Origin of the sequence: Pseudomonas sp. ACN5 (assembly GCF_002303975.1) — a bacterium.
Taxonomy (GTDB): Bacteria; Pseudomonadota; Gammaproteobacteria; order Pseudomonadales; family Pseudomonadaceae; genus Aquipseudomonas; species Aquipseudomonas laurylsulfatiphila.
The window spans coordinates 252,116-276,902 of sequence record NZ_MRCP01000006.1 but is presented as its reverse complement, the minus strand read 5'-3'; the positions used below and the strand labels follow the sequence as shown (position 1 = coordinate 276,902).

The 24,787-nt window shown below is 58.8% G+C and carries 24 protein-coding genes and 1 other RNA gene; 17 read left to right on the top strand and 8 right to left on the bottom strand.

Annotated features, from left to right (window positions below; genetic code table 11):
- Positions 1-6 precede the first annotated feature (6 nt).
- The 3 genes from BSF40_RS13935 to BSF40_RS13925 all read right to left on the bottom strand — a co-directional run bounded on the left by BSF40_RS13935 (position 7) and on the right by BSF40_RS13925 (position 4,236).
- Complete coding sequence (locus tag BSF40_RS13935; RefSeq protein ID WP_095965547.1) at positions 7-894, bottom strand: nitrilase family protein; 888 nt, start codon at positions 892-894, stop codon at positions 7-9.
- Between the two features lie 207 nt (positions 895-1,101).
- A complete protein-coding gene (locus BSF40_RS13930; protein ID WP_095965546.1) occupies positions 1,102-3,048 on the bottom strand; it encodes an FAD-dependent oxidoreductase in 1,947 nt (648 codons plus the stop codon).
- Between the two features lie 267 nt (positions 3,049-3,315).
- Positions 3,316-4,236 (bottom strand): GlxA family transcriptional regulator, encoded by a 921-nt coding sequence (locus BSF40_RS13925; RefSeq protein ID WP_172435712.1) that lies wholly within the window; start codon positions 4,234-4,236, stop codon positions 3,316-3,318.
- A 221-nt stretch (positions 4,237-4,457) separates the two neighbouring features.
- Here BSF40_RS13925 and BSF40_RS13920 point away from each other — a divergent pair, with 221 nt between their 5' ends.
- Entirely contained in the window at positions 4,458-5,594 is a 1,137-nt protein-coding gene (locus BSF40_RS13920) for an acyl-CoA dehydrogenase family protein (RefSeq protein ID WP_095965544.1), read from the top strand.
- Positions 5,595-5,698: 104 nt separating this feature from the next.
- Here the strand turns inward: BSF40_RS13920 and BSF40_RS13915 are convergent, their stop codons facing one another.
- Positions 5,699-6,739: an NADP(H)-dependent aldo-keto reductase gene (locus BSF40_RS13915; protein WP_095965543.1), complete on the bottom strand. Its 1,041-nt coding sequence runs from the start codon at positions 6,737-6,739 to the stop codon at positions 5,699-5,701.
- A 246-nt stretch (positions 6,740-6,985) separates the two neighbouring features.
- On the opposite strand from BSF40_RS13915, the gene rplM reads away from it, so the two are divergent.
- From rplM to BSF40_RS13880, 7 genes are all read left to right on the top strand, one after another.
- Positions 6,986-7,414, top strand: coding sequence for a 50S ribosomal protein L13 (gene rplM, locus BSF40_RS13910; RefSeq protein ID WP_007917032.1), 429 nt, complete (start codon positions 6,986-6,988; stop codon positions 7,412-7,414).
- A 14-nt stretch (positions 7,415-7,428) separates the two neighbouring features.
- Positions 7,429-7,821, top strand: a complete 393-nt coding sequence (gene rpsI, locus BSF40_RS13905; RefSeq protein ID WP_003228056.1) for a 30S ribosomal protein S9 — start codon at positions 7,429-7,431, stop codon at positions 7,819-7,821.
- 268 nt (positions 7,822-8,089) lie between these two features.
- A complete protein-coding gene (gene petA / locus BSF40_RS13900) occupies positions 8,090-8,683 on the top strand; it encodes a ubiquinol-cytochrome c reductase iron-sulfur subunit (RefSeq protein ID WP_095965542.1) in 594 nt (197 codons plus the stop codon).
- Positions 8,683-9,894, top strand: a complete 1,212-nt coding sequence (locus BSF40_RS13895; RefSeq protein WP_095965541.1) for a cytochrome bc complex cytochrome b subunit — start codon at positions 8,683-8,685, stop codon at positions 9,892-9,894. The genes petA and BSF40_RS13895 overlap by 1 nt, the downstream gene beginning before the upstream one ends.
- A complete protein-coding gene (locus BSF40_RS13890) occupies positions 9,894-10,676 on the top strand; it encodes a cytochrome c1 (protein ID WP_095965540.1) in 783 nt (260 codons plus the stop codon). The genes BSF40_RS13895 and BSF40_RS13890 overlap by 1 nt, the downstream gene beginning before the upstream one ends.
- A 150-nt stretch (positions 10,677-10,826) precedes the next feature.
- Positions 10,827-11,444 carry a glutathione S-transferase N-terminal domain-containing protein gene (locus BSF40_RS13885; RefSeq protein ID WP_007972581.1) on the top strand — a complete coding sequence of 206 codons (618 nt, stop codon included), beginning with the start codon at positions 10,827-10,829 and terminating at the stop codon, positions 11,442-11,444.
- A gap of 16 nt (positions 11,445-11,460) precedes the next feature.
- Entirely contained in the window at positions 11,461-11,874 is a 414-nt protein-coding gene (locus tag BSF40_RS13880; RefSeq protein ID WP_007972582.1) for a ClpXP protease specificity-enhancing factor, read from the top strand.
- 166 nt (positions 11,875-12,040) lie between these two features.
- Here the strand turns inward: BSF40_RS13880 and BSF40_RS13875 are convergent, their stop codons facing one another.
- From BSF40_RS13875 to BSF40_RS13860, 4 genes are all read right to left on the bottom strand, one after another.
- Positions 12,041-12,619, bottom strand: coding sequence for a BON domain-containing protein (locus tag BSF40_RS13875; protein ID WP_095965539.1), 579 nt, complete (start codon positions 12,617-12,619; stop codon positions 12,041-12,043).
- Positions 12,616-13,209, bottom strand: a complete 594-nt coding sequence (locus BSF40_RS13870) for a phosphoheptose isomerase (protein ID WP_007972584.1) — start codon at positions 13,207-13,209, stop codon at positions 12,616-12,618. Before BSF40_RS13870 ends, BSF40_RS13875 begins: the two co-directional genes overlap by 4 nt.
- Positions 13,210-13,313: 104 nt before the next feature.
- On the bottom strand, positions 13,314-13,676 hold the full coding sequence (locus tag BSF40_RS13865) for a YraN family protein (RefSeq protein ID WP_095965538.1): 363 nt from the start codon (positions 13,674-13,676) through the stop codon (positions 13,314-13,316).
- Positions 13,676-15,487, bottom strand: a complete 1,812-nt coding sequence (locus BSF40_RS13860) for a penicillin-binding protein activator (protein ID WP_095965537.1) — start codon at positions 15,485-15,487, stop codon at positions 13,676-13,678. The genes BSF40_RS13865 and BSF40_RS13860 overlap by 1 nt, the downstream gene beginning before the upstream one ends.
- Positions 15,488-15,664: 177 nt before the next feature.
- Between BSF40_RS13860 and rsmI the strand changes: the two genes are divergently transcribed.
- From rsmI to mraY, 9 genes are all read left to right on the top strand, one after another.
- A complete protein-coding gene (gene rsmI, locus BSF40_RS13855; protein WP_172435706.1) occupies positions 15,665-16,570 on the top strand; it encodes a 16S rRNA (cytidine(1402)-2'-O)-methyltransferase in 906 nt (301 codons plus the stop codon).
- Between the two features lie 75 nt (positions 16,571-16,645).
- An RNA gene (rnpB, locus tag BSF40_RS13850) (RNase P RNA component class A) lies at positions 16,646-16,999 on the top strand.
- A gap of 448 nt (positions 17,000-17,447) precedes the next feature.
- On the top strand, positions 17,448-17,903 hold the full coding sequence (gene mraZ, locus BSF40_RS13845) for a division/cell wall cluster transcriptional repressor MraZ (RefSeq protein ID WP_007917012.1): 456 nt from the start codon (positions 17,448-17,450) through the stop codon (positions 17,901-17,903).
- A complete protein-coding gene (rsmH, locus tag BSF40_RS13840; protein ID WP_007972589.1) occupies positions 17,900-18,847 on the top strand; it encodes a 16S rRNA (cytosine(1402)-N(4))-methyltransferase RsmH in 948 nt (315 codons plus the stop codon). The genes mraZ and rsmH overlap by 4 nt, the downstream gene beginning before the upstream one ends.
- The gene (ftsL, locus tag BSF40_RS13835; RefSeq protein WP_007998257.1) at positions 18,844-19,137 is read left to right on the top strand and encodes a cell division protein FtsL; all 294 of its coding nucleotides are present in this window, start codon (positions 18,844-18,846) and stop codon (positions 19,135-19,137) included. The genes rsmH and ftsL overlap by 4 nt, the downstream gene beginning before the upstream one ends.
- Positions 19,137-20,876: a penicillin-binding protein 2 gene (locus tag BSF40_RS13830; protein WP_172435711.1), complete on the top strand. Its 1,740-nt coding sequence runs from the start codon at positions 19,137-19,139 to the stop codon at positions 20,874-20,876. Before ftsL ends, BSF40_RS13830 begins: the two co-directional genes overlap by 1 nt.
- Positions 20,876-22,339 (top strand): UDP-N-acetylmuramoyl-L-alanyl-D-glutamate--2,6-diaminopimelate ligase, encoded by a 1,464-nt coding sequence (locus BSF40_RS13825; protein ID WP_095965535.1) that lies wholly within the window; start codon positions 20,876-20,878, stop codon positions 22,337-22,339. The genes BSF40_RS13830 and BSF40_RS13825 overlap by 1 nt, the downstream gene beginning before the upstream one ends.
- A complete protein-coding gene (gene murF, locus BSF40_RS13820; RefSeq protein ID WP_095965534.1) occupies positions 22,332-23,699 on the top strand; it encodes a UDP-N-acetylmuramoyl-tripeptide--D-alanyl-D-alanine ligase in 1,368 nt (455 codons plus the stop codon). The genes BSF40_RS13825 and murF overlap by 8 nt, the downstream gene beginning before the upstream one ends.
- Positions 23,699-24,781, top strand: coding sequence for a phospho-N-acetylmuramoyl-pentapeptide-transferase (gene mraY, locus BSF40_RS13815; RefSeq protein ID WP_015096766.1), 1,083 nt, complete (start codon positions 23,699-23,701; stop codon positions 24,779-24,781). The genes murF and mraY overlap by 1 nt, the downstream gene beginning before the upstream one ends.
- The last annotated feature ends 6 nt before the right edge of the window (positions 24,782-24,787 follow it).

The following is a 24,787-nucleotide window of genomic DNA, read 5'->3' as shown; positions in this document are numbered from 1 at the left end:
TCCTGATCAACGTGGGAGGCAAGGGTGTTGGGTGTAGCCGAGCATCTGATCGTAAAGATCGGATCGGCGATCGCGATGCAGATCGTTCAGGTTGTTCCAGATGGGCGCACTGCGGGAGCTGGTCAGGTCGACATCGGCAAACAGGATTTCCTGCCTGTCTGCCGAAGCCACGGCGCCAATCGGCCAGCCGTTGGTTCCGGCAATCAACGAGCAGCCCAGGTAGCGCGCGCCGCGCTCCTCGCCGATCCGGCTGGCGGCAGCGATAAACACGTTGTTGACGTGAGCGGCGGTCATCGTCAGATAAGACGCCATGCACTTACCGGCATCGTCGAACAGCGGCGGCGGTGTCCAGACCCAGTTGTTCAGGCTGCAAATGATGTCCGCGCCTTGCTGGGCGAGGATCCGTGGCACTTCCGGGAACCAGATGTCCCAGCAGATCAACAGCCCGATGCGGCCGATCGGTGTGTCGAAAACCGGGAAACCCAGGTCGCCGGGGGTGAACCAGAGCTTCTCCAGATTCCACAAATGGGCTTTGCGGTACTTACCGATAAAACCGTCTGGTCCCACCAGAACGCCGGTGTTGAAGAGTCGCATGCCGTCGCGTTCAGCCAGACCGGCCACGAGGTAAACGTTGTGTTCGCGGGCGAAGTCGATCCAGCACCGCACGCTTGGTCCGTCGGGAACCGCTTCGGCATGGGCGAAGGCATCCTGTCGATTGCTGAAGAAATAGCCGGTATTGGAAAGCTCGGGCAGAACGATGAGATTCGCACCGCCGTTTACCGCTTCAAGCGCCAATTCCAGGCTGCGACGCAGATTACCTACACATTTCTCGATGCCGACTTGTGGATCGAATTGCACGACTGCTACACGAGCAGGGCTTGTTGGCTCAGTCATTCCGTCGTTCCTCTTTTTATTGTTTTTCAAACTGTTAAATGGCGTGTGTATAAGAGGGGAATCAGGAATGGGGTGTAAGTCAGCTACTTCCGTTTAGGTCGTAGTCCTTGTCCTAAAGTGGATCAGCGTGATGTTTGATGGCAGTGGGTGGCAGGCACGAGAGGTAGAGCCATGTATTGCGTGCATGGCTCTGGAGCGGGGATGTGATCAGGTTTTGAGTTGGTAGTGCGGGTAGTCGCTCAAGGAAAATCCGCCATTGAAGGTCGCGGCGGTTTTGTTGCAGATATGAATCACTGCATCGACAGCACCGCGAAAACATGGCTCCGTCCAACCGGCATCGACGGAAAATGATTCGCCAGACAAATACAAGCCTGATACATGAGCGAGGTCCCGGTTGTACTTCATCAGGCCGACGGCATCGTAGTAGGTGCCCGGTCGGTAAAGCTTGGCACAGCCCAGAGCATTTTTATCAGTGACCCAACGCTGAACCACCGCTTGATCAATGCCGATGTAGGGAGAAATTTTCTCCTGGATATTGGTAGAGTTCATGAGTATGCGATCCAGCTCTTCGGCGCATTTTGATACCAATTCCTTATCGCTGAATGAGGCGAGCTTGGTTGCGTCATCTTCCCAGGTATAACTCAGCAGGATGCAGTCATAGCTGTAGTTGTCGTTGTAGCGGTAGGTATAGACATCGTGGATAAAACTGTCGGTTACGATGGCTTGCGGGATGTTTTTGTTTTTCGAGAGAAATGATTTCTTCAGCGGTGCAAACACTTTGCAGCTAGTTTCCCAGTGTGCGGTTTTGTAGGCGTTAATCGTCTCGAAAGGCAGCATCTCCCGGGTGAAGTTTTCGAGCTTGATTCGAGTTTCAATCAGCCAGGAGGGTAGTGTCATGATGACCGAGTCAAAGTCATCAAATTGCTCCTGGGTTTGCTCGGGTTGACTGTGTTTCCAGTTGTAATAGACGCGTATTTTTTGATTGGTCAGCTTTTCCAGTTTTGTGACGGATGAGTCGGTGAGAAGCCCATTGCTTCTTTCGAGGCAATGTTCGTAGACGGACTTTCCGGTTTCGTCGGCTTTCACAAACAGCAGGCATTCGTCCAACGCGGCGAGGCCGATGTAGCGGGGCTTGTCGAAACTCTGCCCCATTGAGTCAAAAACGGCTTCGCTATTCAGGTAGGGCGAATCCAGTGGATCGCCGTTTGAGTCCACTCGACCATGGATCAGTTGCAATTGGCTGCTGAAACCGAAAATCGCGGTACGCAGAGGGTAGAGGCAGCAGACGTCGTAAAAAGCTCCCCAGCTACCGTCACCGATACCTATCGCGTAAAAAATTGCGGACTCTTGCGCAGTCATTCCCATTCCGCCGAAATCTCCGGGTGAGCGGCCATCCCAAGCTTCCAGTGCTGGCATGCTGACCAGGTCGCGGAACGAGATACTCTCGTATTTTTCGACGATAGAAGCCCATGTGGTTTCCCATTCCTGCCTCGCATAAAGCTCCGCAACGTGGCGGGTCATGCGATCGGCAAAGGTTTTCCACTTGGAATAAACCTTTTGCAATTCATCGCCGGGAGGCGGTGTTTCGCCGTCTTCGTTTTTCCATATCAACATTTGCGGCGCCGATCCGCCGCCCATGCTGCCCTCCCGGAGATAGATGCCTGTCGAGCTAACCCATTGGCTACCGGGGTTGGCGAAGTCTGAAAACGCCAATTCAAATTGATTGGCGTAGTAAGCCATCAGCGACCGACCTTCTGTCGGCGGCTCATCCGCCCGGTTGAAGAAGGGCATGCGCATGGCACCCATTTCAAACGGTGTATGACTTGTTGCTGAGTTTCGGCTACCGGGAACGGTCAGATGCCTGCCGCCGATGCGTCTGGATTGTTCGATGAGAGTGATATGGGTAAAGCCGCAGCGATAAAGTTCTCTGGCGGCGGTCAGGCCTGTGACGCCGGCGCCGATGATGCAGATTTTATGTTGCGGGTCAGTTGCCCTGGCGATGCCGTTTTCCTGTTCTACCAGTGCACGATAGTCAAAGCACAAATCCGGCGGATTGGGAAAGCGAGCTGCCCATTTGTTTTTAGCCGAACGCTTTGTTCGGGCGGCCTCTTTGGCGATGTATGAAGGGTAGTTGTAGCTTGATCCGATAGTCACCTTTGATCTTCCCTGATGGTGTTTGAAGGGGAAGATGTTGAAGCTCTGGATGGCCTGCGTACATTAGTCGGACGAGATAAGTTGATGCTCTATATTCGTTTTTTATCGTAAGAAAAGACGCTGTATGGAGGTCACTGGCGTTTCCGCGCCCAGCGTGGGAATGCACTCCATGACCTTTTTTATCGCATGTCAAAGCGGAGCGCAGAGCGTCTCTGGCTGCATTCCCACGTGAACGTGGAAATGCAGCCAGAGCAAGTTTGCGGGATTTTATGCAGCCTGCTGAAACTGCTGCCGATACTGGTTCGGCGACAGCTCCGTGTGCTGGCGGAACAGCCGCGCAAAGAAGCTCGCATCGTCATAGCCCACCTCATAGCTGATGGTCTTGATGCTCTTGCGGCTGCCGGACAACAAGCCCTTGGCGGTTTCGATGCGCAGGCGTTGCAGGTAATGCAGTGGCTTGTCGCCGGTGGCGGTCTGGAAGCGGCGCATGAAGTTGCGGATGCTCATGCCGTGTTCGCGGGCGACGTCTTCGAAGCGGAACTTGTCGGCGAAGTGTTCTTCGAGCCAGTGCTGGATCTGCAGGATGATCACGTCCTGGTGCAGCTTCTGGCCGCCAAAACCGATGCGTCCCGGCGAGTAGCTGCGCTGTACCTCGTACAGGATGTCCCGCGCTACGGCCTGGGACACATTGGCGCCACAGAAGCGTTCGATCAGGTAAATGTACAGGTCGCACGCCGAGGTGGTGCCGCCGGCGCAGTACAGGTTGTCGGCGTCGGTCAGGTGTTTGTCCTGATTGAGCTGGACCTGTGGGAAACGTTCGGCGAAGGCATTGAAGAAGCGCCAGTAGGTGGTCGCTTCCTTGCCGTTGAGCAGCCCGGCTTCGGCCAGCCAGAACACACCGGTGGCCTCGCCGCACAGCACGGCGCCGCGCGCATGCTGTTGGCGTAACCAGGGCAGGACTTGGGGGTAGCGTTTGCAGAGGCTTTCGAAATCGTCCCAGAACGCGGGAAGAATGATGATGTCGGCGTTTTCCAGCCCACCGTCCACCGGAATCATCACATCGCTGAAGGTGTTGACCGGTTTGCCATCGGGGCTGACCAGGCGGGTTTCGAACGCCGGTGTCAGGCCCTGGCCCAGCTGTTTGCCGTAGCGCAGGCTGGCGAGGTGGAAGAAATCCTTGGCTTGCATGAGGGTGGAAGCGAAAACCCGGTCGATGGCCAGGATGCTGACGCGCCGCAGGGGCGTGGAGGCTTGGTTAGACATAATTCAACTTTATTTTTATAGGGGGAAGTGGTCACCAGACGGCTGGATCGTCTTATTTTTTGTCGGATGTGTCCAGTGTCCTGTATCGGAAGCGAGGCATAGTCTCTGAAGGTCAACTCCTTCTAAAAACAAAGAAAAGGTGCCGCATGATCCCCAGAACCTTGTTCAGTTCCGAGCACGAGCTTTTCCGCGACAGCGTGCGGACGTTTCTCGAAAAGGAGGCAGTGCCCTTCCATGGGCAATGGGAAAAACAAGGCTATATCGACCGCAAGCTGTGGAACAAGGCAGGGGAGGCGGGGATGCTCTGCTCACACTTGCCGGAAGAGTACGGCGGTCTGGGGGCGGACTTTCTCTACAGCGCGGTGGTGATCGAAGAAGTGGGGCGACTTGGCCTGACCGGCATCGGTTTTTCCCTGCACTCGGACATCGTGGCACCGTACATCCTGCATTACGGCAGTGAGGCGCTGAAGCAGAAGTACCTGCCGAAACTGGTGTCCGGCGAGATGGTTACCGCGATCGCCATGACCGAACCGGGCGCCGGTTCCGATCTGCAGGGCGTGAAAACCACGGCCGTGCTCGATGGCGATGAGTATGTGATCAACGGCTCCAAGACTTTCATCACCAACGGCTACCTGGCCGATCTGGTGATCGTCGTCGCCAAGACCGATCCGAAGGCCGGCGCGAAGGGCACCAGTCTGTTTCTGGTGGAAGCCAATACGCCGGGCTTCGACAAGGGCAAGCGCCTGGAGAAGGTCGGGATGAAAGCCCAGGACACCTCGGAGCTGTTCTTCCAGGACGTGCGTGTGCCCAAGGAAAACCTGCTGGGCCAGGCCGGGATGGGCTTTGCCTACCTGATGCAGGAATTGCCTCAGGAGCGCCTCACGGTGGCCGTTGGCGGGCTTGCATCGGCCGAAGCGGCGCTGCAATGGACGCTGGACTACACCCGCGAGCGCAAGGCGTTCGGCAAGTCGATCGCGGATTTCCAGAACACCCGGTTCAAACTGGCGGAGATGGCCACGGAAATCCAGATCGGCCGTGTCTTCGTCGACCGCTGCCTGGAACTGCACCTGCAAGGCAAGCTCGACGTGCCAACGGCGGCGATGGCCAAGTACTGGGGGACCGACCTGCAGTGCAAGGTGCTCGACGAGTGTGTGCAGTTGCACGGTGGCTATGGGTTCATGTGGGAATACCCGATCGCGCGGGCATGGGCGGATGCGCGCGTGCAGCGGATCTATGCCGGGACGAACGAGATCATGAAGGAGATCATTGCGCGGTCGCTTTGATCTGAGTTGGGCAGGCCAGACGCCATCGCGGGCAAGCCCGCTCCCACAGGTACAGCGTAGTCCTTGTGGGAGCGGGCTTGCCCGCGAATGGGTTTAGAGATCAATCAAGGTGCCGGATTCGGGTGATCCTTGTGAATCGCCTCGATCCCCTCCAGCACTTCTTCCGACAGCTTCAAGTCGAAACTGGCGATGTTGCTGTCCAGTTGCTCCATCGTCGTCGCGCCAATGATGTTGCTGGTCACGAACGGCTGCTGCGTCACGAACGCCAGGGCCATTTGCGCCGGGTCCAGACCGTGTTCGCGAGCCAGGGCCACGTACCGGCTGCAGGCTGCTTCCGACTGTGGGTTGAAATAGCGGCTGAAGCGGCTGTAGAGGCTCAGGCGGCCTTTTGGCGGGCGGGCGCCACCTTCGTACTTGCCTGACAGGAAACCGAACGCCAGCGGCGAGTAGGCGAGCAGGCCGCATTGCTCGCGGATGGCGATTTCCGCCAGGCCGACTTCGAAGCTGCGGTTGAGCAGGTTGTACGGGTTCTGGATCGAAACGGCGCGCGGCCAGCCACGGGCTTCGGCCAGGGCCAGGAAGCGCATGGTGCCCCACGGCGTTTCGTTGGACAGGCCGATGTGGCGGATCTTGCCGGCGCGGACCTGTTCGTCAAGCGCTTCAAGGGTGTCCTCCAGCGGGGTCAGGTTGGCCTCGATCTTGTGCTTGTAGCCGAGCTGGCCGAAGAAGTTGGTGCTGCGCTCCGGCCAGTGCAACTGGTACAGGTCGATGTAGTCGGTTTGCAGGCGCTTGAGGCTGGCGTCCACGGCTTCGGTGATGTGCTGCCGATTGTGCCGAAGGTTCTTGTCGCGGATGTAGTCGATGGTATTGCCGGGGCCGGCGATCTTGCTGGCCAGGATCCAGTCGCCGCGGTCGCCGCGGCTTTTGAAGTAATTGCCGATGTAGCGTTCGGTGGTGGCGTAGGTTTCGGCCTTGGGCGGCACCGGGTACATTTCGGCGGTGTCGATGAAGTTGATCCCGGCGCTCTTGGCTCGTTCAATCTGGGCGAAGGCGTCTGCCTCGCTGTTTTGCTCACCCCAGGTCATGGTTCCGAGGCAGAGGGCACTCACGTTCAGATTGGTTCGGCCTAGCTGGCGATAGTCCATCGTGCTGCTCCTTGGGCAAAACAATCATAAAAGCAGGTTGAATTATTTTTCGCAATCTGCATAATTGCGCACCTCTTTCTGCAGTGGAAGTGATGCGCCGCCGCCGAAGAATCTTGCCGTTGAACGGACGCGCCGACCCGAGCCCCCGAAAGCGTCTGTATCCGGCTGCCTTTGACTTGTCAAAGTACGCACTATTCAGTAAGATCCGCCGTCTAATTTACAGGGCGGCCCCTGAGGCTATAAAGAATGAAAACTTTTACTGCTAAACCGGAAACAGTAAAGCGCGACTGGTTTGTCGTCGACGCTGCTGGTCAGACCCTGGGTCGTCTGGCCACCGAAATCGCGAGCCGTCTGCGTGGCAAGCACAAGCCTGAGTACACTCCTCACGTTGACACCGGCGACTACATCGTCGTAATCAACGCTGAGCAGATCCGTGTTACCGGTGCTAAAACCACTGACAAAATGTACTACTCCCACTCCGGTTTCCCGGGCGGCATCAAGTCGATCAACTTTGAAAAGCTGATCGCCAAGGCCCCTGAGCGCGTGATCGAGACCGCGGTCAAAGGCATGCTGCCTAAGAACCCGCTGGGTCGCGACATGTACCGTAAGCTGAAAGTCTATGCGGGCGCTGCACACCCACATACTGCTCAGCAGCCCCAAGAACTGAAGTTTTAACGGAATAGTACATTATGTCGGCGACTCAAAATTACGGCACTGGCCGTCGCAAGACCGCAACCGCACGCGTTTTCCTGCGTCCGGGTACTGGTAACATCTCCATCAACAACCGTTCGCTGGATAATTTCTTCGGCCGCGAAACTGCCCGCATGGTAGTTCGTCAGCCGCTGGAATTGACTGAGACTGTCGAGAAGTTCGACATCTACGTCACCGTGATCGGCGGTGGTGTGAGTGGTCAAGCTGGCGCAATCCGCCACGGCATCACTCGCGCTCTGATGGACTACGACGAGACTCTGCGCAGCGCCCTGCGTAAAGCCGGCTTCGTAACCCGCGATGCTCGTGAAGTTGAACGTAAGAAAGTCGGTCTGCGTAAAGCGCGTAAGCGTCCGCAGTACTCGAAGCGTTAATTCGCTTTCACGTTCAAAAAAGAACGCCCAGTTTCCTCACGGAGCTGGGCGTTTTTTTATGCCTGTGTTTTATCAAAGAATTGCGCTGTGACAACTTGCCACATCCGTAGACGCCCTATACTCCAAGGCTTGAGGGTGGTGGGCTCCGGTAATTACCTTGTCAGAATTGGGGCTTTTCATTACCATTCGGCAAAATTTTTATAAGTACATAGTTTTACTTAGTAGATGCCTGATTTAACAGGCCACAAAGCTGATGGGAGAGGACTGAATGAGCAATGACGGCGTGAATACAGGCCGGCGTCGCTTCTTGGTAGCAGCCACATCCGTGGTGGGTGCTGCAGGAGCGGTGGGGGCTGCGGTCCCGTTCGTGGGGTCATGGTTTCCCAGTGCCAAGGCGAAAGCCGCTGGTGCACCGGTGAAAGTGAATGTCAGCAAAGTCGAGCCAGGCCAGCAGATGATTGCTGAGTGGCGCGGTCAGCCGGTGTTCATCGTCCGCCGTACACCGGAAATCCTGGGGAACCTGAAGAAAATCGAGGGCCAGCTCGCTGACCCGACCTCCAAGAGCTCGACACAACCGACTTACGTTGATCCGGAAACCCGTTCGATCAAGCCTGAGGTTCTGCTGCTGATCGGTATCTGCACGCACCTGGGTTGCTCGCCGACCTTCCGTCCTGAAGTGGCACCTGCGGATCTGGGTAAAGACTGGGTAGGCGGTTATTTCTGTCCCTGCCACGGTTCCCACTACGATCTGGCTGGCCGCGTCTACAAGTCGCAACCTGCGCCTTTGAACCTGCCAGTTCCCCCGCATTCCTATGAGACCGATGAGATCATTGTCATTGGCGTCGATACGGAGAAAGCGTGATGAGCAAGTTCATGGATTGGGTTGATGCGCGCTTTCCCGCGACCAAGATGTGGGAAGACCATCTCAGCAAGTATTACGCTCCGAAAAACTTCAACTTCTTCTACTTCTTTGGTTCCCTGGCATTGCTCGTTCTGGTCAACCAGATCGTTACCGGTGTCTGGCTGACCATGAGCTACACCCCGTCGGCGGAAGAGGCGTTTGCCTCCGTTGAATACATCATGCGTGACGTCGAGTACGGCTCGATCCTGCGTCTGCTGCACTCCACCGGCGCTTCGGCGTTCTTCATCGTGGTCTATCTGCACATGTTCCGTGGCCTGCTCTACGGTTCGTACCAGAAGCCGCGCGAGCTGGTGTGGGTCTTCGGCATGCTGATCTACCTGGCGCTGATGGCCGAAGCCTTCATGGGTTACCTGCTGCCGTGGGGCCAGATGTCTTACTGGGGTGCCCAGGTGATCATCTCGCTGTTCGGTGCGATCCCGGTCATCGGCAACGACCTGACCCAGTGGATTCGTGGTGACTACCTGATTTCCGGCATTACCCTGAACCGCTTCTTCGCCCTGCACGTGGTTGCCTTGCCGATCGTCATCCTCGGTCTGGTGGTGCTGCACATCCTGGCGTTGCACGAAGTCGGTTCGAACAACCCGGACGGCGTGGACATCAAGAAGCACAAGGACGAAAACGGCATACCGCTGGACGGCATCGCCTTCCACCCGTACTACACCGTGAAAGATATCGTCGGTGTGGTGGTGTTCCTGTTCATCTTCTGCTCGATCGTGTTCTTCTTCCCGGAAATGGGCGGCTACTTCCTCGAGAAGCCGAACTTCGAACAGGCCAACCCGTTCAAGACGCCTGAGCATATTGCGCCGGTCTGGTACTTCACGCCTTACTACGCGATCTTGCGTGCGGTTCCGGACAAGCTCCTGGGTGTTATCGCCATGGGTGCGGCCATCGCTGTGCTGTTCGTGCTGCCGTGGCTCGACCGTAGTCCGGTCAAGTCCATGCGCTACAAGGGCTGGCTGAGCAAGATCTGGCTTGTCGTGTTCTGCATCTCGTTCGTGATCCTCGGTGTTCTGGGCGTGCTGGCGCCGACGCCAGGTCGTACGTTGCTGTCGCAGGTATGCACCTTCCTGTACTTCGCCTACTTCATTCTGATGCCGTTCTACACCAGGCTCGAGAAGACCAAACCGGTTCCGGAAAGGGTGACTGGCTGATGAAAAAACTATTTGCTGTATTGATGCTTGCTGCGCTGCCAGTGTTCGCTTTCGCAGCCGAACACGGTGGTCCTGAGCTGGAAAAAGTCGACATCGACGTTTCCGATAAGGCAGCCATGCAGGACGGCGCACGCACGTTCGCCAACTACTGCATGGGTTGCCACAGTGCCAAGTTCCAGCGCTATGAGCGTGTTGCCGACGACCTGGGTATTCCCCATGAGTTGATGCTGGAGAAGCTGGTGTTCACTGGCGCCAAGATCGGCGACCACATGAACATCGGCATGCTGCCAGCGGACGCCAAGGCCTGGTTTGGTGCCGCACCGCCGGACCTGACCCTGGTTGCCCGTGTTCGCGGCACCGACTGGCTCTACGGTTACCTGAAGTCGTTCTACGAAGATCCTTCGCGCCCATGGGGCGTGAACAACAAGGTCTTCCCGAACGTGGGCATGCCTAACGTCCTGGCCGGCCTGCAAGGTCGCCAGGTAGTGGGATGCAAACAGGTTCCGATCGTCGAAGGCGGCAAGAAGCAATATGATCCGCTGACCGGCACGCCGTTGACTCATGAAGCGTGCGATCAGCTGACCATTGTGCCGAAAAGCGGTGCTCTGACTGAAGAGCAGTTCGATGAGAAGGTCAAGAATCTGGTAACCTTCCTGGCTTACTCGGCTAACCCGGTTAAGCTGCAACATCAGCGCATCGGTACGTACGTATTGTTGTACCTGGCGTTCTTCTTCGTATTCGCTTACCTGCTCAAGCGCGAATACTGGAAAGACGTGCACTGATAAAGCTTCAAGCTATTGCTGTTAATCGCGCGCGCCCAAGGGCGCCTCTGAATAGGTAGCGAAACTGGTGATCCAGTCGTTACGGGAGGCGCCCTCTGGGCGCGCTCGTTTTTCCGCTTTCGATAATTTCTACAAGCGAGGAGGATCGCCATGGGCGTGACCAATCGGTTGGCCTGTTACTCCGACCCCGCCGACCACTATTCCCACCGAGTGCGCATCGTACTGGCAGAGAAGGGTGTCAGCGCCGAGATCATTTACGTGGAAGCTGGGCGCCAGCCACCTAAACTGATTGAGGTGAACCCTTACGGCAGCTTGCCAACCCTGGTCGATCGAGACCTGGCGTTGTGGGAGTCGACCGTGGTGATGGAATATCTGGATGAGCGTTACCCGCACCCGCCGCTACTGCCGGTTTATCCTGTGGCGCGTGCCAACAGTCGCCTGCTGATACACCGCATTCAGCGCGACTGGTGTGGTCTGGTGGATCTGATTCTGGATTCGCGGACCAAGGAAGCAGCCCGTGCCGTGGCTCGCAAAGAGTTGCGCGAAAGCCTGACGGGTGTGTCGCCACTGTTTGCCGACAAGCCATTTTTCCTTAGCGAGGAACAAAGCCTGGTGGACTGCTGCCTATTGCCAATACTCTGGCGATTGCCGATTCTGGGTATAGAACTGCCGCGGCCGGCCAAGCCGCTGCTTGATTATATGGAGCGCCAGTTTGCGCGTGAGGCTTTCCAGGCGAGTCTGTCTGGTGTCGAACGCGACATGCGCTAAGGCTTAAGGAGCCGCTATGAACTCCAGTCGACCTTATCTGGTCCGCGCGCTCTATGAGTGGATTGTGGACAACGATTGCACCCCGCATATGCTGGTCAATTCCGAGTATCCGTCGGTGCAGGTGCCTCAAGGCTTTGCCAGTGACGGCCAGATCGTCCTGAACGTATCGCCACAAGCCGTGCGCCACTTGCACATGGATAACGAGGCGGTCAGTTTCGAGGGGCGCTTTGGTGGTGTGCCGCACACCTTGTACGTGCCTATCGCATCGATCCTGGGTATCTACGCCCGGGAGAATGGCCAGGGCATGGTGTTCGATCTGGAATCGCCGATGGGCGAGGACGACGACATCGAGCCGGATGACGACCTTCCGCCACCAGACAGCGAGCCACCGCGTCCAAGCGGTCGCCCCAGTTTGAAGGTGGTGAAGTAATAAAAAAGGCGATCCGGATGGATCGCCTTTTTTATTACTTCACCACCTTCAAACGATGTAGGGGGCGAGCCTGCTCGCGATGGGCGTGAACGATGACGCGGGCTGTCTGAATGAGCGCATTCACCGGACGTTTTTCGCGAGCAAGCTCGCTCCTACAAGATGTGGATCAGTCGATGTACTCGAACAGCTTCACAATCTTCTGCACGCCGGAGACGCCTTGCACCAGGTTGGTCGCCTGCGCAGCTTCCTGTTTGGTCAGCAGGCCCAGCAAGTAGACGATGCCGTTTTCAGTGACGACCTTGATGCGCGAACCAGGGATGTTCGCGTCAGCGAGCATCTGGGTCTTGATCTTGGTGGTCAGCCAGGTGTCATTCTGGCGCGCCAGCAGCGAGGAAGGGGGCATGACTTGCAACTCGTTGTGCACCTGCTTCACGCGCTGGACCGCGGCGGCAGCCTGTTCAGCCTTGGCCTTGAGGTCTGCGCGTGGCGTTTGCCCGGCGAGCAGCACGACACCATTGTAGCTGGTGACGACGATGTGCGAGTCCTTGTCCAGGGCCGGGTCGGCCTTGGCGATGTTCACGCCAACTTTGGTGTCGATCAGGGAGTCGTCGATCTTGCTGCCCAGTGTGCGAGTGCCGCGGTCATCTTCAATGGGTGCTTCACGGCTGGCAGTCACCACCGAGGTGCAACCGCTGATGCCGAGGCACAGAGTCAAGGCCAGTAGGCCAAGGCGATTAGGGGTCATTCTTCACTCCCGAACAATTGGCTGTCGATCAAGTCGCAAAGGCAATGGATCGCCAGCAGGTGGACTTCTTGAATACGAGCGGTGACGTTGGCCGGTACGCGAATCTCCACGTCCTCGGGCAACAGCAGCGACGCCATGCCGCCGCCATCACGTCCCGTCAATGCTACGACAATCATTTCGCGATCATGTGCGGCCTGGATCGCTTGAATTATGTTGGCCGAGTTGCCGCTGGTGGAGATAGCCAGCAACACATCGCCCGGTTGGCCCAGTGCGCGGATCTGTTTGGAGAAGATTTCGTTGTAGCTGTAGTCGTTGGCGATTGAGGTGATCGTCGAGCTGTCAGTCGTCAAGGCGATGGCCGGCAGGCTCGGGCGCTCGCGCTCAAAGCGATTGAGCAGCTCGGACGAAAAGTGCTGGGCGTCGCCGGCTGAGCCACCGTTGCCACAGGAAAGCATTTTGCCTTCGTTGAGCAGGGCGTTGACCATGACCTGGCTGGCTTGCTCGATGTGCGGTGCAAGAACTTCCATCGCCTGTTGCTTGGTGTCGATACTGGCCTGAAAAAGCTGGCGAATTCGGGATTGCATGTCCATCTGTGTGACCTTAATTAGCGCGGCTGTTCGGCACGTGAATGTGCAGCCCGCAAAGCAAAGAGCAAAAGTGTTGGGTGATAGTGTCCGGTTCGTGATGCCGGTGATCAGCCATCGAAGGCATTCTGTAGCCAGTTCAGCTGATCGAGATGGCTGTCGATGGCAATCACGTCGAAGCGGCAAGGGGAATTGGCCCAGCGCGACTCGCGCTGAAGAAAATATTGCGCGGCGAAAATCAGCTTTTGCCGTTTGCGCTCATCGATGCTATCGAGCGCGCCACCCCATTGAGTGTCTTTTCGGTAGCGGACCTCAACGAATACTACTGTATCGCCATCTAGCATGACCAGATCAAGCTCGCCGCGTTTGCACAACCAGTTCTGCGCCAGCAGGCGCAGACCCTGTTGTTGAAGATGCTCGAGCGCGTGGCGCTCGGCATCCATACCGCTTTGCTGGCGTGACCTGTCAGGCATCAGCGGGCGGTGTCCGGCAGGCGCTGGATCTGACCATTGGCGAACTGGGCCCATGGCAACTGGCGCACGACCCGCTGGCTCTGAGTCATGCCGAGGCTGCCCGACTCACCGTCGATGCGGCTGTCGGGCAGAGACTTGAGCTGGCCCAGGCGCGGCGCCAGTCGATAGGCGTCCACGCCCATGGCGTACAGACGCCCCAGGCTACCGGCGGCTTGTGGCCACTGGGCGGTGACCTGGCGGCGCAGTGGGTCGTTGGCGTCCAGCAGCCAGGGTGTTTCGCAGAAACGAATGCCGTTCATGTCGTTGTACTGGTTGACGTCGCCGCTGGCGCTGAACACGTGAGAGGTGGCGTAGACCGGTACATCGCCCGCGTACTGGAAGTTGAGGGTCGGCTTGATCTGTTGGGCCTGTTGCGGCGTGGCGGCGAGGAAGATGAATTCGATGTCCTGGCGGCGCGACGGCTGGGCTGCCACTTGCGAGCCAACAGTGCTTTGCAGGCTCTTGGCGCGACCTTCGCTCTGGCGCAGCTGGAACATGTCGGCAATCTGCTGGGCCAGCTGGACCGGTTGGTCGACGCGTTCGGTGGCAACGATGGTGCCGCCATTGGCTTGCCAATCCTGGCTGAACGCCTTGAGTACGCGATCGCCCCATTCGCCTTTCGGCACCATGATGGCTGCGCGATGCAGGCCGTCGGCGCGAGCGCGGCGCGACACTTCACGGGCTTCGTCTTCAGCGGCAAGACCGAACTGGAACAACTGCGCCGGGCCCTGATCGCCTTCGCTGTAGTTCAGTGCCAGGGTGGTGATCGGGAGTTGCGGGCGAGTGCTCAGCTGTTTGACCAGCGGCTTCTCCAGCGGGCCGACGACCAGTTGCACGCCATCGGCCTGGGCCTTGCGGTAGAACTCGTCCATGGATGTCAGGCGCGAGCTGTCATAAAACTCGATGGCAGGTGGTTTCTGCCCGGCCTGTTGTGCCTGGTAGTGGGCAGCCATGAAACCGTCGCGCAATGCTTTGCCAACCGAGGCCAACTGGCCTTCCTGAGGCAGCAGCAGGGCAATCTTGCTCAGGGGCTGGCTGGCCAGTTCCTTGAGTTGGGTCAGTGGCTGCGGCAATTGAAGGGCGGCCGGGTGTTTCGGATTCTGCGCGCGCCAGTTGTCGATGGCGGCCTGTTGCTGCTCCAGGGTGCCGGCGGATTTCACCGCCAGGGCCAGGGCCATCCAGCCACCGAGATCGTCGCTGGCGTTCGGCTGCAACTGCTCGGTCGGCAGCGAGGCGATCAGGGTCCAGATCGCTTCATGGTTTTTGCTCGCGGCTTCACCTTCAAGCATCGGGGCAATGGAAATGCGCTCGCGAGCGGCGGCGAGGGTCTGGCCATCGGCCTCCAGGGCGCGGGCGTGAACAGTGCCGGTGCGGACCTGTTGTTCCTCGGGCAGTTCGCTCAAGTACTGCATGCTTGGGTGGCTCAAGGCGGCCAGTGCGGCCTTGGGCTGATTGCGGGTCATGGCCAGTTCAGCCGCCAGGGTGTTGGCGAAAATCTGCGGGCCCGGCTTGAGCTGCTCGACCGGGACCTGTTGCAGGATTTGCGCGGACTGGCCGGCATTGCCCTGGCGATAGGCCAGGTCGGCAGCGCTCAAGCGCAGAAGGGCGGCATCTTCCGCAGATTTGCTTTGGGCGGCCTTCTCAAGCAGTTGCTCGATACTGGCGTCCGGTGTCCGTGGTAGTTCGCCAAGGCTGGACGAGGGCGAGCTGGCGCAAGCTGCCAGCAAGGCAGCGAGGCAGAGGGCAGATAACAGCCGCAGGCAAGCGATCATGTAAGCGTTCCTGATACTCGATCAAATTAGCGTGGAATTGTACCCAAGCACTGGCCGGGGCGCGATGTTACTGGCGTGAATCGATCAATTTAGCTGGTGTAAATGTTGCGCCAGCGCACAAACGCTCGCCGATGGCGCGATTGCATGCGCGTAGCATGAGCGTCGCTACGCGCTACAATGGCGACTTTTACCGATCATGAGGTGTGCGCTTTGACTGCTCCAGGTGCTTTGAATTCCGCTGCTGGCTCGCTTTATGTGGTGGCGACGCCCATCGGCAACCTGGATGACATCAGTGCGCGGGCGCTGAAGATTCTGCGTGAAGTGGCCTTGATCGCCGCGGAAGACACCCGTCATTCCCAGCGCTTGATGCAACACTTCGGCATTTCGACGCCATTGGCCGCCTGTCATGAACACAACGAGCGGGATGAAGGTAGTCGCTTTATCACGCGTCTGCTTGCCGGTGACAACGTGGCATTGATCTCTGACGCCGGAACGCCGCTGATTTCCGATCCGGGGTATCACCTGGTGCGGCAGGCCCGGGCTGCGGGGATCAATGTGGTGCCGGTTCCGGGTGCCTGCGCCCTGATTGCGGCGTTGTCGGCGGCGGGGCTGCCTTCCGACCGTTTCATTTTCGAAGGTTTTCTGCCGGCCAAGGCTGTGGGCCGGCGAGCGCGTCTCGAGCAGGTAAAGGAAGAACCTCGCACATTGATCTTCTATGAGGCCCCGCATCGCATCCTTGAATGCCTGCAAGACATGGAGCTGGTGTTCGGCTCCGAGCGCCCGGCACTGCTTGCCCGTGAGCTGACCAAGACGTTTGAAACCCTCAAGGGGCTGCCTTTGGCCGAGCTGCGCGAGTTTGTCGAGTCGGACGGCAATCAGCAGCGCGGCGAGTGCGTAGTGTTGGTGGCGGGCTGGTCTGCCCCCGAGGAGGAGGGCGCTGTCAGCAGCGAGGCGATGCGTATCCTCAATTTGTTGCTCGAAGAAATGCCGCTCAAGCGTGCGGCGGCTTTGGCGGCGCAAATCACCGGTGAACGAAAGAATGTGCTGTACCAGATCGCGCTGGATAAGCAGAAGGGCGAGTAAAACCCGACGCGCAGGCGTGCGCACCGGCGCTTAACGCTTGTTCTTCGGGCGCTCTGCCGGTAACCTTCGCGGCGGAGAGTCGATCGGACAGTCGCTGCCCTCTATGAAAATTAGGGGGGGGAGGAAAGTCCGGGCTCCATAGGGCGAAGTGCCAGGTAATGCCTGGGAGGCGTGAGCCTACGGAAAGTGCCACAGAAAATAACCGCCTAAGCGCTTCGGCGCCGGTAAGGGTGAAAAGGTGCGGTAAGAGCGCACCGCACGTCTGGCAACAGTTCGTGGCTAGGTAAACCCCACTTGGAGCAAGACCAAATAGGGTCCCAAGGCGTGGCCCGCGCTGGGACCGGGTAGGTTGCTAAAGATGTCCAGTGATGGCCATCGTAGACGAATGACTGTTCAAGACAGAACCCGGCTTACAGATCGACTCTCCACCTTTTTCTCCCTCCTGCTTAAATCATTGAGCAAGGGGAATGGTGATAGCAATTTCCCTCCTTGCACAAGCGTCGGGAGAAGCGGTTTTGTGATATCGATTAGCCCGCGCTTGTAGGAATCGCATAAACTCCACGCAGCACCGGTTTCTCTCCTTACACATTCATCCGCAGAACCTCTTTTGTAATACCAAAAAAATCTTACTCTTAATAAAATACTTTAACTTCCGAACGCAGCCTCCTGCGCTGATTCAAGTTATCGGGCAGTTTCATGTGCCGGATTCTCGCTACCCCTCCGCTAATGATCCTAAATCTCAGTTCTGTAAGGGTTTTCCTTTAATCCGCGCCTTGACGGTGTGGTGGGCGCATTCCTATAGTGTGCGCAAGTGGCGGAAAGTGGCATGAAGTGGGTTTTTTGAACTCAAAACGCTAGAATTTGGAGAAACGCTGACGTGTTTCGCGGAGCCAACGCTATCAGTCTCGATGCAAAGGGCCGTCTCGCAATGCCGAGCCGGTACCGTGACGAGCTTGATTCGCGTAGTTCCGGTCAATTGATCGTGACAATTGATGCCGTTGATCCTTGTTTGTGTGTTTACCCCCTCGATGAGTGGGAAATTATTGAAACCAAATTGCGCGCACTGCCTTCGCTTCGCGAAGAGAACCGCCGCCTGCAACGTTTACTGATTGGTAATGCCGTCGATCTCGAGCTCGATGGCAGTGGTCGTTTTCTGGTTCCGCCGCGTCTTCGTGAATATGCCAAGTTGGATAAGCGCGCGATGTTGGTAGGCCAACTGAACAAGTTCCAATTGTGGGACGAGGATGCCTGGAACGCGGTTTCTGCCGCTGACCTGGCTGCTATTCAACAACCGGGCGCGATGCCTGATGAACTGCGTGATTTGATCCTGTGACTATTGATAGCGGCTTTAACCACATCACCGTACTGCTTGACGAAGCCGTCGAGGCTCTCGCCGTACGTCCTGATGGCTGCTATCTGGACGGTACGTTCGGGCGCGGCGGGCACAGCCGGTTGATCCTCAGTCAGCTCGGTCCCGATGGTCGCTTGCTCGGATTCGATAAAGATCCACAAGCGATTGCCACCGGGCAGACGCTAGCGGCCGAAGACGGCCGCTTTGTCGTTGTGCAGCGCAGCTTTGCCGAGCTCGGTTCGGAAGTCGCCGAACGCGGTCTGGCCGGCAAGGTCAGCGGTGTTCTGCTGGATCTGGGCGTGTCTTCGCCACAGCTCGACGACCCTGAGCGCGGTTTCAGCTTCCTCAACGACGGCCCGCTGGACATGCGCATGGATCCGTCCCGTGGCATCAGCGCCGCCGAATTCGTCAACACCGCACCTGTGGAAGAAATCGCCCGGGTGTTCAAGGAATACGGCGAAGAGCGTTTCTCCGGCCGCATGGCCCGTGCCGTGGCCGAGCGCCGCGACATCAAGCCATTCGAACGCACCGGTGACCTGGCAGAAGTCCTGAAGGTCGCCAACCCGGCATGGGAAAAGGGCAAGAACCCCGCAACCCGCGCGTTCCAGGGCCTGCGCATTCACGTCAACAACGAACTGGGTGATCTGGAAACCGGTCTCGAAGCCGCGCTGGAGTGCCTGGAAGTGGGCGGTCGCCTGGTGGTGATCAGCTTCCATTCGCTGGAAGACCGTATCGTCAAACTGTTCATGCGCAAGCTGGTGAAAGGCGAAGCCGACAACCTGCCGCGCAACCTGCCGGTTCGGCATGTCGCCTTCGAACCGAAAATCAAAGTCCATGGCAAAGCGCAGACGGCCTCTGACGCCGAACTCAAAGCCAACCCACGTTCGCGAAGCGCAGTCATGCGTGTGGCGGAGAAGCTGCGGTGAGCAAGCTTTTCGCCAAGCCATTGCCCGGCGGAAGCTTCTTCATGCTGCTGCTGTTTGTCGGCGTGCTCGTTTCGGCCATCGGCGTGTCCTACAGCGCGCACTGGAACCGTCAACTATTGAATTCGCTGTACAACGAATTGAGCGTGCGCGACAAGGCGCAGGCGGAGTGGGGGCGGTTGATTCTGGAGCAGAGCACCTGGACCGCCCACAGCCGTATCGAAGTGCTGGCCACCGAACAATTGAAAATGCACATCCCCGGTGCCGCTGACGTGAAGATGGTGGCGCCATGATGAAACTCGAAGGTGCACTCTTTCCTTGGCGGTTCCGCCTGGTGCTGGGTTTGCTCGGCATCATGGTGGCCGCGATTGCCTGGCGCATCATCGATTTGCAAGTGGTCGACCGTGCCTTCCTTAAAGGTCAGGGCGATGCCCGTAGTGTTCGTCATATTCCGATTCCGGCTCACCGTGGCCTGATCACCGACCGTAACGGCGAGCCTTTGGCCGTGAGTACTCCGGTCACCACCCTTTGGGCCAATGCCAAGGAAATGCAAACGGCCAAAGAGAAGTGGCCGGCACTGGCGGCTGCCTTGGGGCAGGACCCTAAAGCCCTGGCCGAACGACTCGAAGCCCAGGCCAACAAAGAATTCATTTATCTGGTGCGCGGGCTGACCCCGGAGCAGGGCCAGGCTGTGCTCGATCTGAAAGTGCCGGGTGTTTATGGCATCGAAGAGTTCCGGCGCTTTTATCCTGCCGGCGAAGTCACCGCCCATATGGTCGGGTTTACCGACATCGACGATCATGGTCGTGAAGGCGTCGAACTGGCCTACGACGAATGGCTGGCCGGGGTTCCCGGCAAGCGTCAGGTGATCAAGGACCGGCGCGGCCGGCTGATCAAGGATGTCCAGGTCACCAAAAACGCCAAGGCCGGCAAGCCCTTGGCGTTGTCCATTGACCTGCGCCTGCAATACCTGGCCAACCGCGAATTGCGTAACGCGATCATCGAGAACGGCGCCAAGGCCGGCAGCCTGGTGATCATGGACGTGAAGACCGGCGAGATTCTCGCGATGGTCAACCAGCCGACCTACAACCCGAACAACCGTCGCAGCCTGCAGCCGGCGATGATGCGTAACCGCGCGATGATCGACGTGTTCGAGCCGGGTTCGACCATGAAAGCGATCTCGATGAGCGCCGCCATCGAAACCGGTCGCTGGAAACCGAGCGACACCGTCGAGGTGTATCCGGGCTCCTTGCAGATTGGCAAGTACACCATCAAGGACGTTTCCAAGACCGAAGGCCCGGTGCTCGACCTGACCGGCATCCTGATCAACTCCAGTAACGTCGGGATGAGCAAGGTCGCGTTCGATATCGGCGGCGAAACCATTTTCCGTCTGGCGCAGAAACTCGGCCTCGGCCAGGACACCGGCCTGGGCTTCCCGGGTGAACGCGTTGGCAACCTGCCGAATTATCGCGAATGGCGTAAGGCGGAAACCGCCACGCTGTCCTATGGCTACGGTATTTCCGTGACCGCGATCCAGTTGGTCCACGCCTTCTCGGCCCTGGCCAACAACGGCCGCCTCGCGCCGCTGACCCTGATCAAGACCGACAAGGCACCGCAAACCACGCAGGTATTGCCAGAAGCTGTCGCGAAAACCATGCAAACCATGCTGCAACAAGTGATCGAAGCCCCGCGCGGTGTGTTCCGTGCGCAGGTGCCGGCGTATCACGTGGGTGGCAAGTCGGGTACTGCGCGTAAAACCTCGGTTGGCACCAAGGGTTACGCCGAGAACTCCTACCGTTCGCTGTTCGCCGGTTTCGGCCCGATGAGCGATCCACGCTACGCCATCGTGGTCGTAATCGATGAACCGACCAAAGCCGGCTACTTCGGTGGCCTGGTCTCCGCGCCGGTGTTCAGCCGCGTGATGTCGGGCACCCTGCGCCTGATGAACATCACCCCGGACAACCTGCCACCTACTCAACAAGCGAACGCAACACCGGTCGTTCCGCTGAAAGCCAATGGAGGGCGCGGCTGATGTCTCTGAGCCTGAACAAGATTTTCCCTCACGCCGGCCACGATCTACTGATTCGCGAGCTCGCCCTGGATAGCCGCAACGTGCGAGCGGGCGATCTGTTCCTCGCCGTGCCGGGCGGGAAATTCGATGGGCGTGCGCACATTGCCGACGCCTTGCAACGCGGCGCGGCTGCGGTGGCCTATGAGGTGGAGGGCGCCACTGTGCTGCCAATCACCGAGGTTCCCTTGATTCCGGTCAAAGGGCTGGCCGCTCAGTTGTCGGACATCGCCGGACGTTTTTATGGCGAGCCAAGCCATCATCTGAACCTGATCGGCGTGACCGGCACCAACGGCAAAACCAGTGTCACTCAACTGGTTGCCCAGGCGCTGGATCTGCTTGGTCAGCACTGCGGCATCGTCGGCACCCTCGGTTGCGGTTTCTACGGTGCACTGGAAAGCGGCCTGCACACCACGCCGAACCCGATTGCCATGCAGGCGACGCTGGGCGACCTGAAAAAAGCCGGTGCCAAAGCCGTGGCGATGGAAGTTTCTTCCCATGGTCTGGACCAGGGCCGCGTGACGGCACTGGCCTTCGACGTGGCGGTGATGACCAACCTGTCTCGCGATCATCTGGATTACCACGGCACCATGCAGGCCTACGGTGAAGCCAAGGCCAGGCTGTTCGCCTGGGACGATCTGAAATGCCGGGTGGTTAACCTCGACGACGACTTCGGGCGGCAACTGGCTGCTGAAAAACGTGAATCGCGGTTGATCACCTACAGCCTGCTCGACAGCAGTGCCTACCTCTATTGCCGTGAAGCGCAGTTCGACGACGAAGGCGTGCGCGCCACGCTGGTCACGCCGCAGGGTGAACACCATCTACGCAGTACCTTGCTCGGCCGTTTCAACCTGAGCAACGTGCTTGCAGCGGTTGGCGCCTTGCTTGGCCTGGATTACGCACTGGACGAAATTCTCAAGGTGCTGCCGAAGCTCGAAGGCCCGGCCGGTCGCATGCAGCGCCTCGGCGGCGGCACTCAACCCCTGGTGGTAGTCGATTACGCTCACACCCCGGATGCCCTGGAAAAAGTCCTGACGGCCCTGCGTCCACACGCCAAGGGTCGGTTGCTGTGCCTGTTCGGCTGTGGCGGTGACCGCGATCGCGGCAAGCGTCCGTTGATGGCCGAAGTGGTCGAGCGCCTGGCCGATGGCGTGCTGGTGACCGATGACAACCCGCGCACTGAAGATCCATCGGTGATTTTCGATGACATCCGCGCCGGTTTCACGGCTGTGGATAAAGTGGAGTTCGTTGCCGGTCGTGGTCAGGCGATTGCCCGCCTGATCGCCAGTGCCTCGGTGGATGACGTGATTGTCCTGGCCGGCAAAGGTCACGAGGACTATCAGGAAATCAACGGCGAGCGTCATGCCTTTTCCGATCTGGTCGAGGCCGATCATGCCTTGACCGCATGGGAGGTGGCCCATGCTTAAGGCCTTGCAACTGAGCGAGCTGACCGGCGCGCTGAATGCTCGCCTGGTGTCGACCGATGCCGGTTTCGACGGCGTCAGCATCGACAGCCGCGCCATCAAGCCGGGTCAGCTGTTTATTGCCCTGACCGGTCCGCGCTTCGATGGTCATGATTATCTGAATGAAGTCGCTGCCAAGGGCGCCGTGGCCGCGCTGGTCGAGCGCGAAGTCGCCGGCAGCACACTGCCGCAGTTACTGGTCAGCGATACTCGTCAGGCACTCGGGCAGTTGGGCGCGCTCAATCGCGCCGCCTACACCCATCCGGTCGCGGCTGTCACCGGTTCGAGCGGCAAGACCACGGTGAAGGAAATGCTGGCGAGCATCCTGCGCACCCGTGGCCCGGTACTGGCGACCCGTGGCAACCTGAACAACGACCTCGGTGTGCCGCTGACCCTGCTCGAACTGGCGCCGGAGCATACGGCGGCAGTGATCGAACTCGGTGCATCGCGCCTCGGTGAAATTGCCTACACCGTTGGCCTGACCAAACCACACGTGGCCATTCTCAACAATGCCGGGACCGCCCACGTCGGCGAGTTCGGTGGCCCGGAAAAAATCGTCGAAGCCAAGGGTGAGATCATCGAAGGGCTGGAGGCCGATGGCGTCGCAGTGCTCAATCTCGACGACAAGGCATTCGGTATCTGGAAGACGCGTGCCGGTGCTCGCAAGGTGCTGACGTTTGCATTGAGCAACACCAGTGCCGATTTCTACGCCAGTGACCTGGCCACCGATGCCCGTGGCTGCCCGGCATTCAATCTGCACAGCCCTGAAGGTGTAGAGCGCGTTCAACTGAACCTGCTCGGCACCCATAACGTCGCCAATGCCATGGCCGCCGCCGCTGCCGCCCATGCCCTGGGTGTGTCGCTGTTCGGTATCGCCACCGGTCTTGGTGCGGTGCAACCGGTCAAGGGCCGCACTGTCGCGCAATTGGCCAGCAATGGCATGCGCGTGATCGATGACACTTACAACGCCAACCCCACCTCCATGTGCGCTGCCGTTGATATACTGGCCGGCTTTTCCGGTCGCACCGTCCTGGTGCTCGGGGATATCGGCGAGTTGGGCGAATGGGCGGAGCAGGGGCACCGCGACGTGGGCGAGTACGCCCGTGGCAAGGTTTGCGCGCTGTACGCCGTCGGGCCAATGATGGCTCACGCCGTGAAGGCATTCGGTCCAGAGGCTTTTCACTTCAGCACGCAGGCTGAACTGATCAATGCCCTGGGCGCCGAGCAAGACACAAACACCACCATTTTGATCAAGGGGTCGCGCAGCGCTGCGATGGAAAACGTCGTCGCCGCCTTGTGCGGGTCCAGCCTGGAGAAACATTAATGCTGCTGCTGCTAGCGGAGTATCTGCAACAGTTCTACAAAGGCTTCGCGGTCTTCCAGTACCTGACCCTGCGCGGGATTCTCGGTGTACTGACCGCGCTGGTCTTGTCGCTGTGCTACGGCCCGTGGATGATCCGCACTTTGCAGAACCGTCAGATCGGTCAATCCGTTCGCAATGACGGCCCGCAGTCGCACCTGTCCAAGTCGGGCACACCGACCATGGGCGGTGCGCTGATCCTGTCGTCCATCGGCGTCAGTACCCTGCTTTGGGCTGACCTGAGCAACCGTTACGTCTGGGTCGTACTGCTGGTGACCTTGCTGTTCGGCGCCATCGGCTGGGTCGACGACTACCGCAAGGTGATCGAGAAAAACTCCCGTGGCTTGCCAAGCCGCTGGAAGTATTTCTGGCAATCGGTGTTCGGCCTGGGCGCGGCGATCTTCCTTTACATGACTGCCGCCACGCCGGTGGAAACCACGCTGATCCTGCCGATGCTCAAGGACTACAGCATTCCACTGGGCGCAGGCTTCATCGTCCTCACCTATTTCGTGATTGTCGGTTCGAGCAACGCGGTCAACCTGACCGACGGCCTCGACGGCCTGGCGATCATGCCGACGGTGATGGTGGGCGGCGGCCTGGGCATTTTCTGCTACCTGTCGGGTAACGTGAAGTTCGCCGAATACCTGCTGATTCCCTATGTACCGGGCGCGGGCGAACTGATCGTGTTCTGCGGCGCACTGATTGGCGCCGGTCTGGGCTTCCTGTGGTTCAACACCTATCCGGCACAAGTCTTCATGGGTGACGTCGGCGCACTGGCGCTGGGCGCGGCCCTGGGCACCATCGCGGTGATCGTCCGTCAGGAAATCGTCCTGTTCATCATGGGCGGCGTGTTCGTGATGGAAACCCTGTCAGTGGTCATTCAGGTCGCCTCTTTTAAACTGACCGGTCGCCGCGTATTCCGCATGGCGCCCATTCACCACCACTTTGAACTCAAGGGTTGGCCTGAGCCACGAGTGATCGTCCGTTTCTGGATCATCACCGTGATTCTCGTGCTGATCGGCCTTGCCACCCTGAAGCTGAGGTAGAAACTC

Coding starts and splice junctions, on each gene's coding strand:
- mraY (WP_015096766.1), top strand. CDS start 23,699: ATGCTGCTGCTGCTAGCGGAGTATCTGCAACAGTTCTACAAAGGCTTC.
- BSF40_RS13935 (WP_095965547.1), bottom strand. CDS start 894: ATGACTGAGCCAACAAGCCCTGCTCGTGTAGCAGTCGTGCAATTCGAT.
- petA (WP_095965542.1), top strand. CDS start 8,090: ATGAGCAATGACGGCGTGAATACAGGCCGGCGTCGCTTCTTGGTAGCA.
- BSF40_RS13860 (WP_095965537.1), bottom strand. CDS start 15,487: ATGATCGCTTGCCTGCGGCTGTTATCTGCCCTCTGCCTCGCTGCCTTG.
- BSF40_RS13880 (WP_007972582.1), top strand. CDS start 11,461: ATGAACTCCAGTCGACCTTATCTGGTCCGCGCGCTCTATGAGTGGATT.
- BSF40_RS13895 (WP_095965541.1), top strand. CDS start 8,683: ATGAGCAAGTTCATGGATTGGGTTGATGCGCGCTTTCCCGCGACCAAG.
- BSF40_RS13925 (WP_172435712.1), bottom strand. CDS start 4,236: ATGCAAGCCAAGGATTTCTTCCACCTCGCCAGCCTGCGCTACGGCAAA.
- BSF40_RS13885 (WP_007972581.1), top strand. CDS start 10,827: ATGGGCGTGACCAATCGGTTGGCCTGTTACTCCGACCCCGCCGACCAC.
- rsmI (WP_172435706.1), top strand. CDS start 15,665: ATGGCGACTTTTACCGATCATGAGGTGTGCGCTTTGACTGCTCCAGGT.
- BSF40_RS13890 (WP_095965540.1), top strand. CDS start 9,894: ATGAAAAAACTATTTGCTGTATTGATGCTTGCTGCGCTGCCAGTGTTC.
- rpsI (WP_003228056.1), top strand. CDS start 7,429: ATGTCGGCGACTCAAAATTACGGCACTGGCCGTCGCAAGACCGCAACC.
- murF (WP_095965534.1), top strand. CDS start 22,332: ATGCTTAAGGCCTTGCAACTGAGCGAGCTGACCGGCGCGCTGAATGCT.
- BSF40_RS13825 (WP_095965535.1), top strand. CDS start 20,876: ATGTCTCTGAGCCTGAACAAGATTTTCCCTCACGCCGGCCACGATCTA.
- BSF40_RS13875 (WP_095965539.1), bottom strand. CDS start 12,619: ATGACCCCTAATCGCCTTGGCCTACTGGCCTTGACTCTGTGCCTCGGC.
- BSF40_RS13920 (WP_095965544.1), top strand. CDS start 4,458: ATGATCCCCAGAACCTTGTTCAGTTCCGAGCACGAGCTTTTCCGCGAC.
- BSF40_RS13830 (WP_172435711.1), top strand. CDS start 19,137: ATGAAACTCGAAGGTGCACTCTTTCCTTGGCGGTTCCGCCTGGTGCTG.
- BSF40_RS13865 (WP_095965538.1), bottom strand. CDS start 13,676: ATGCCTGACAGGTCACGCCAGCAAAGCGGTATGGATGCCGAGCGCCAC.
- BSF40_RS13915 (WP_095965543.1), bottom strand. CDS start 6,739: ATGGACTATCGCCAGCTAGGCCGAACCAATCTGAACGTGAGTGCCCTC.
- BSF40_RS13870 (WP_007972584.1), bottom strand. CDS start 13,209: ATGGACATGCAATCCCGAATTCGCCAGCTTTTTCAGGCCAGTATCGAC.
- rplM (WP_007917032.1), top strand. CDS start 6,986: ATGAAAACTTTTACTGCTAAACCGGAAACAGTAAAGCGCGACTGGTTT.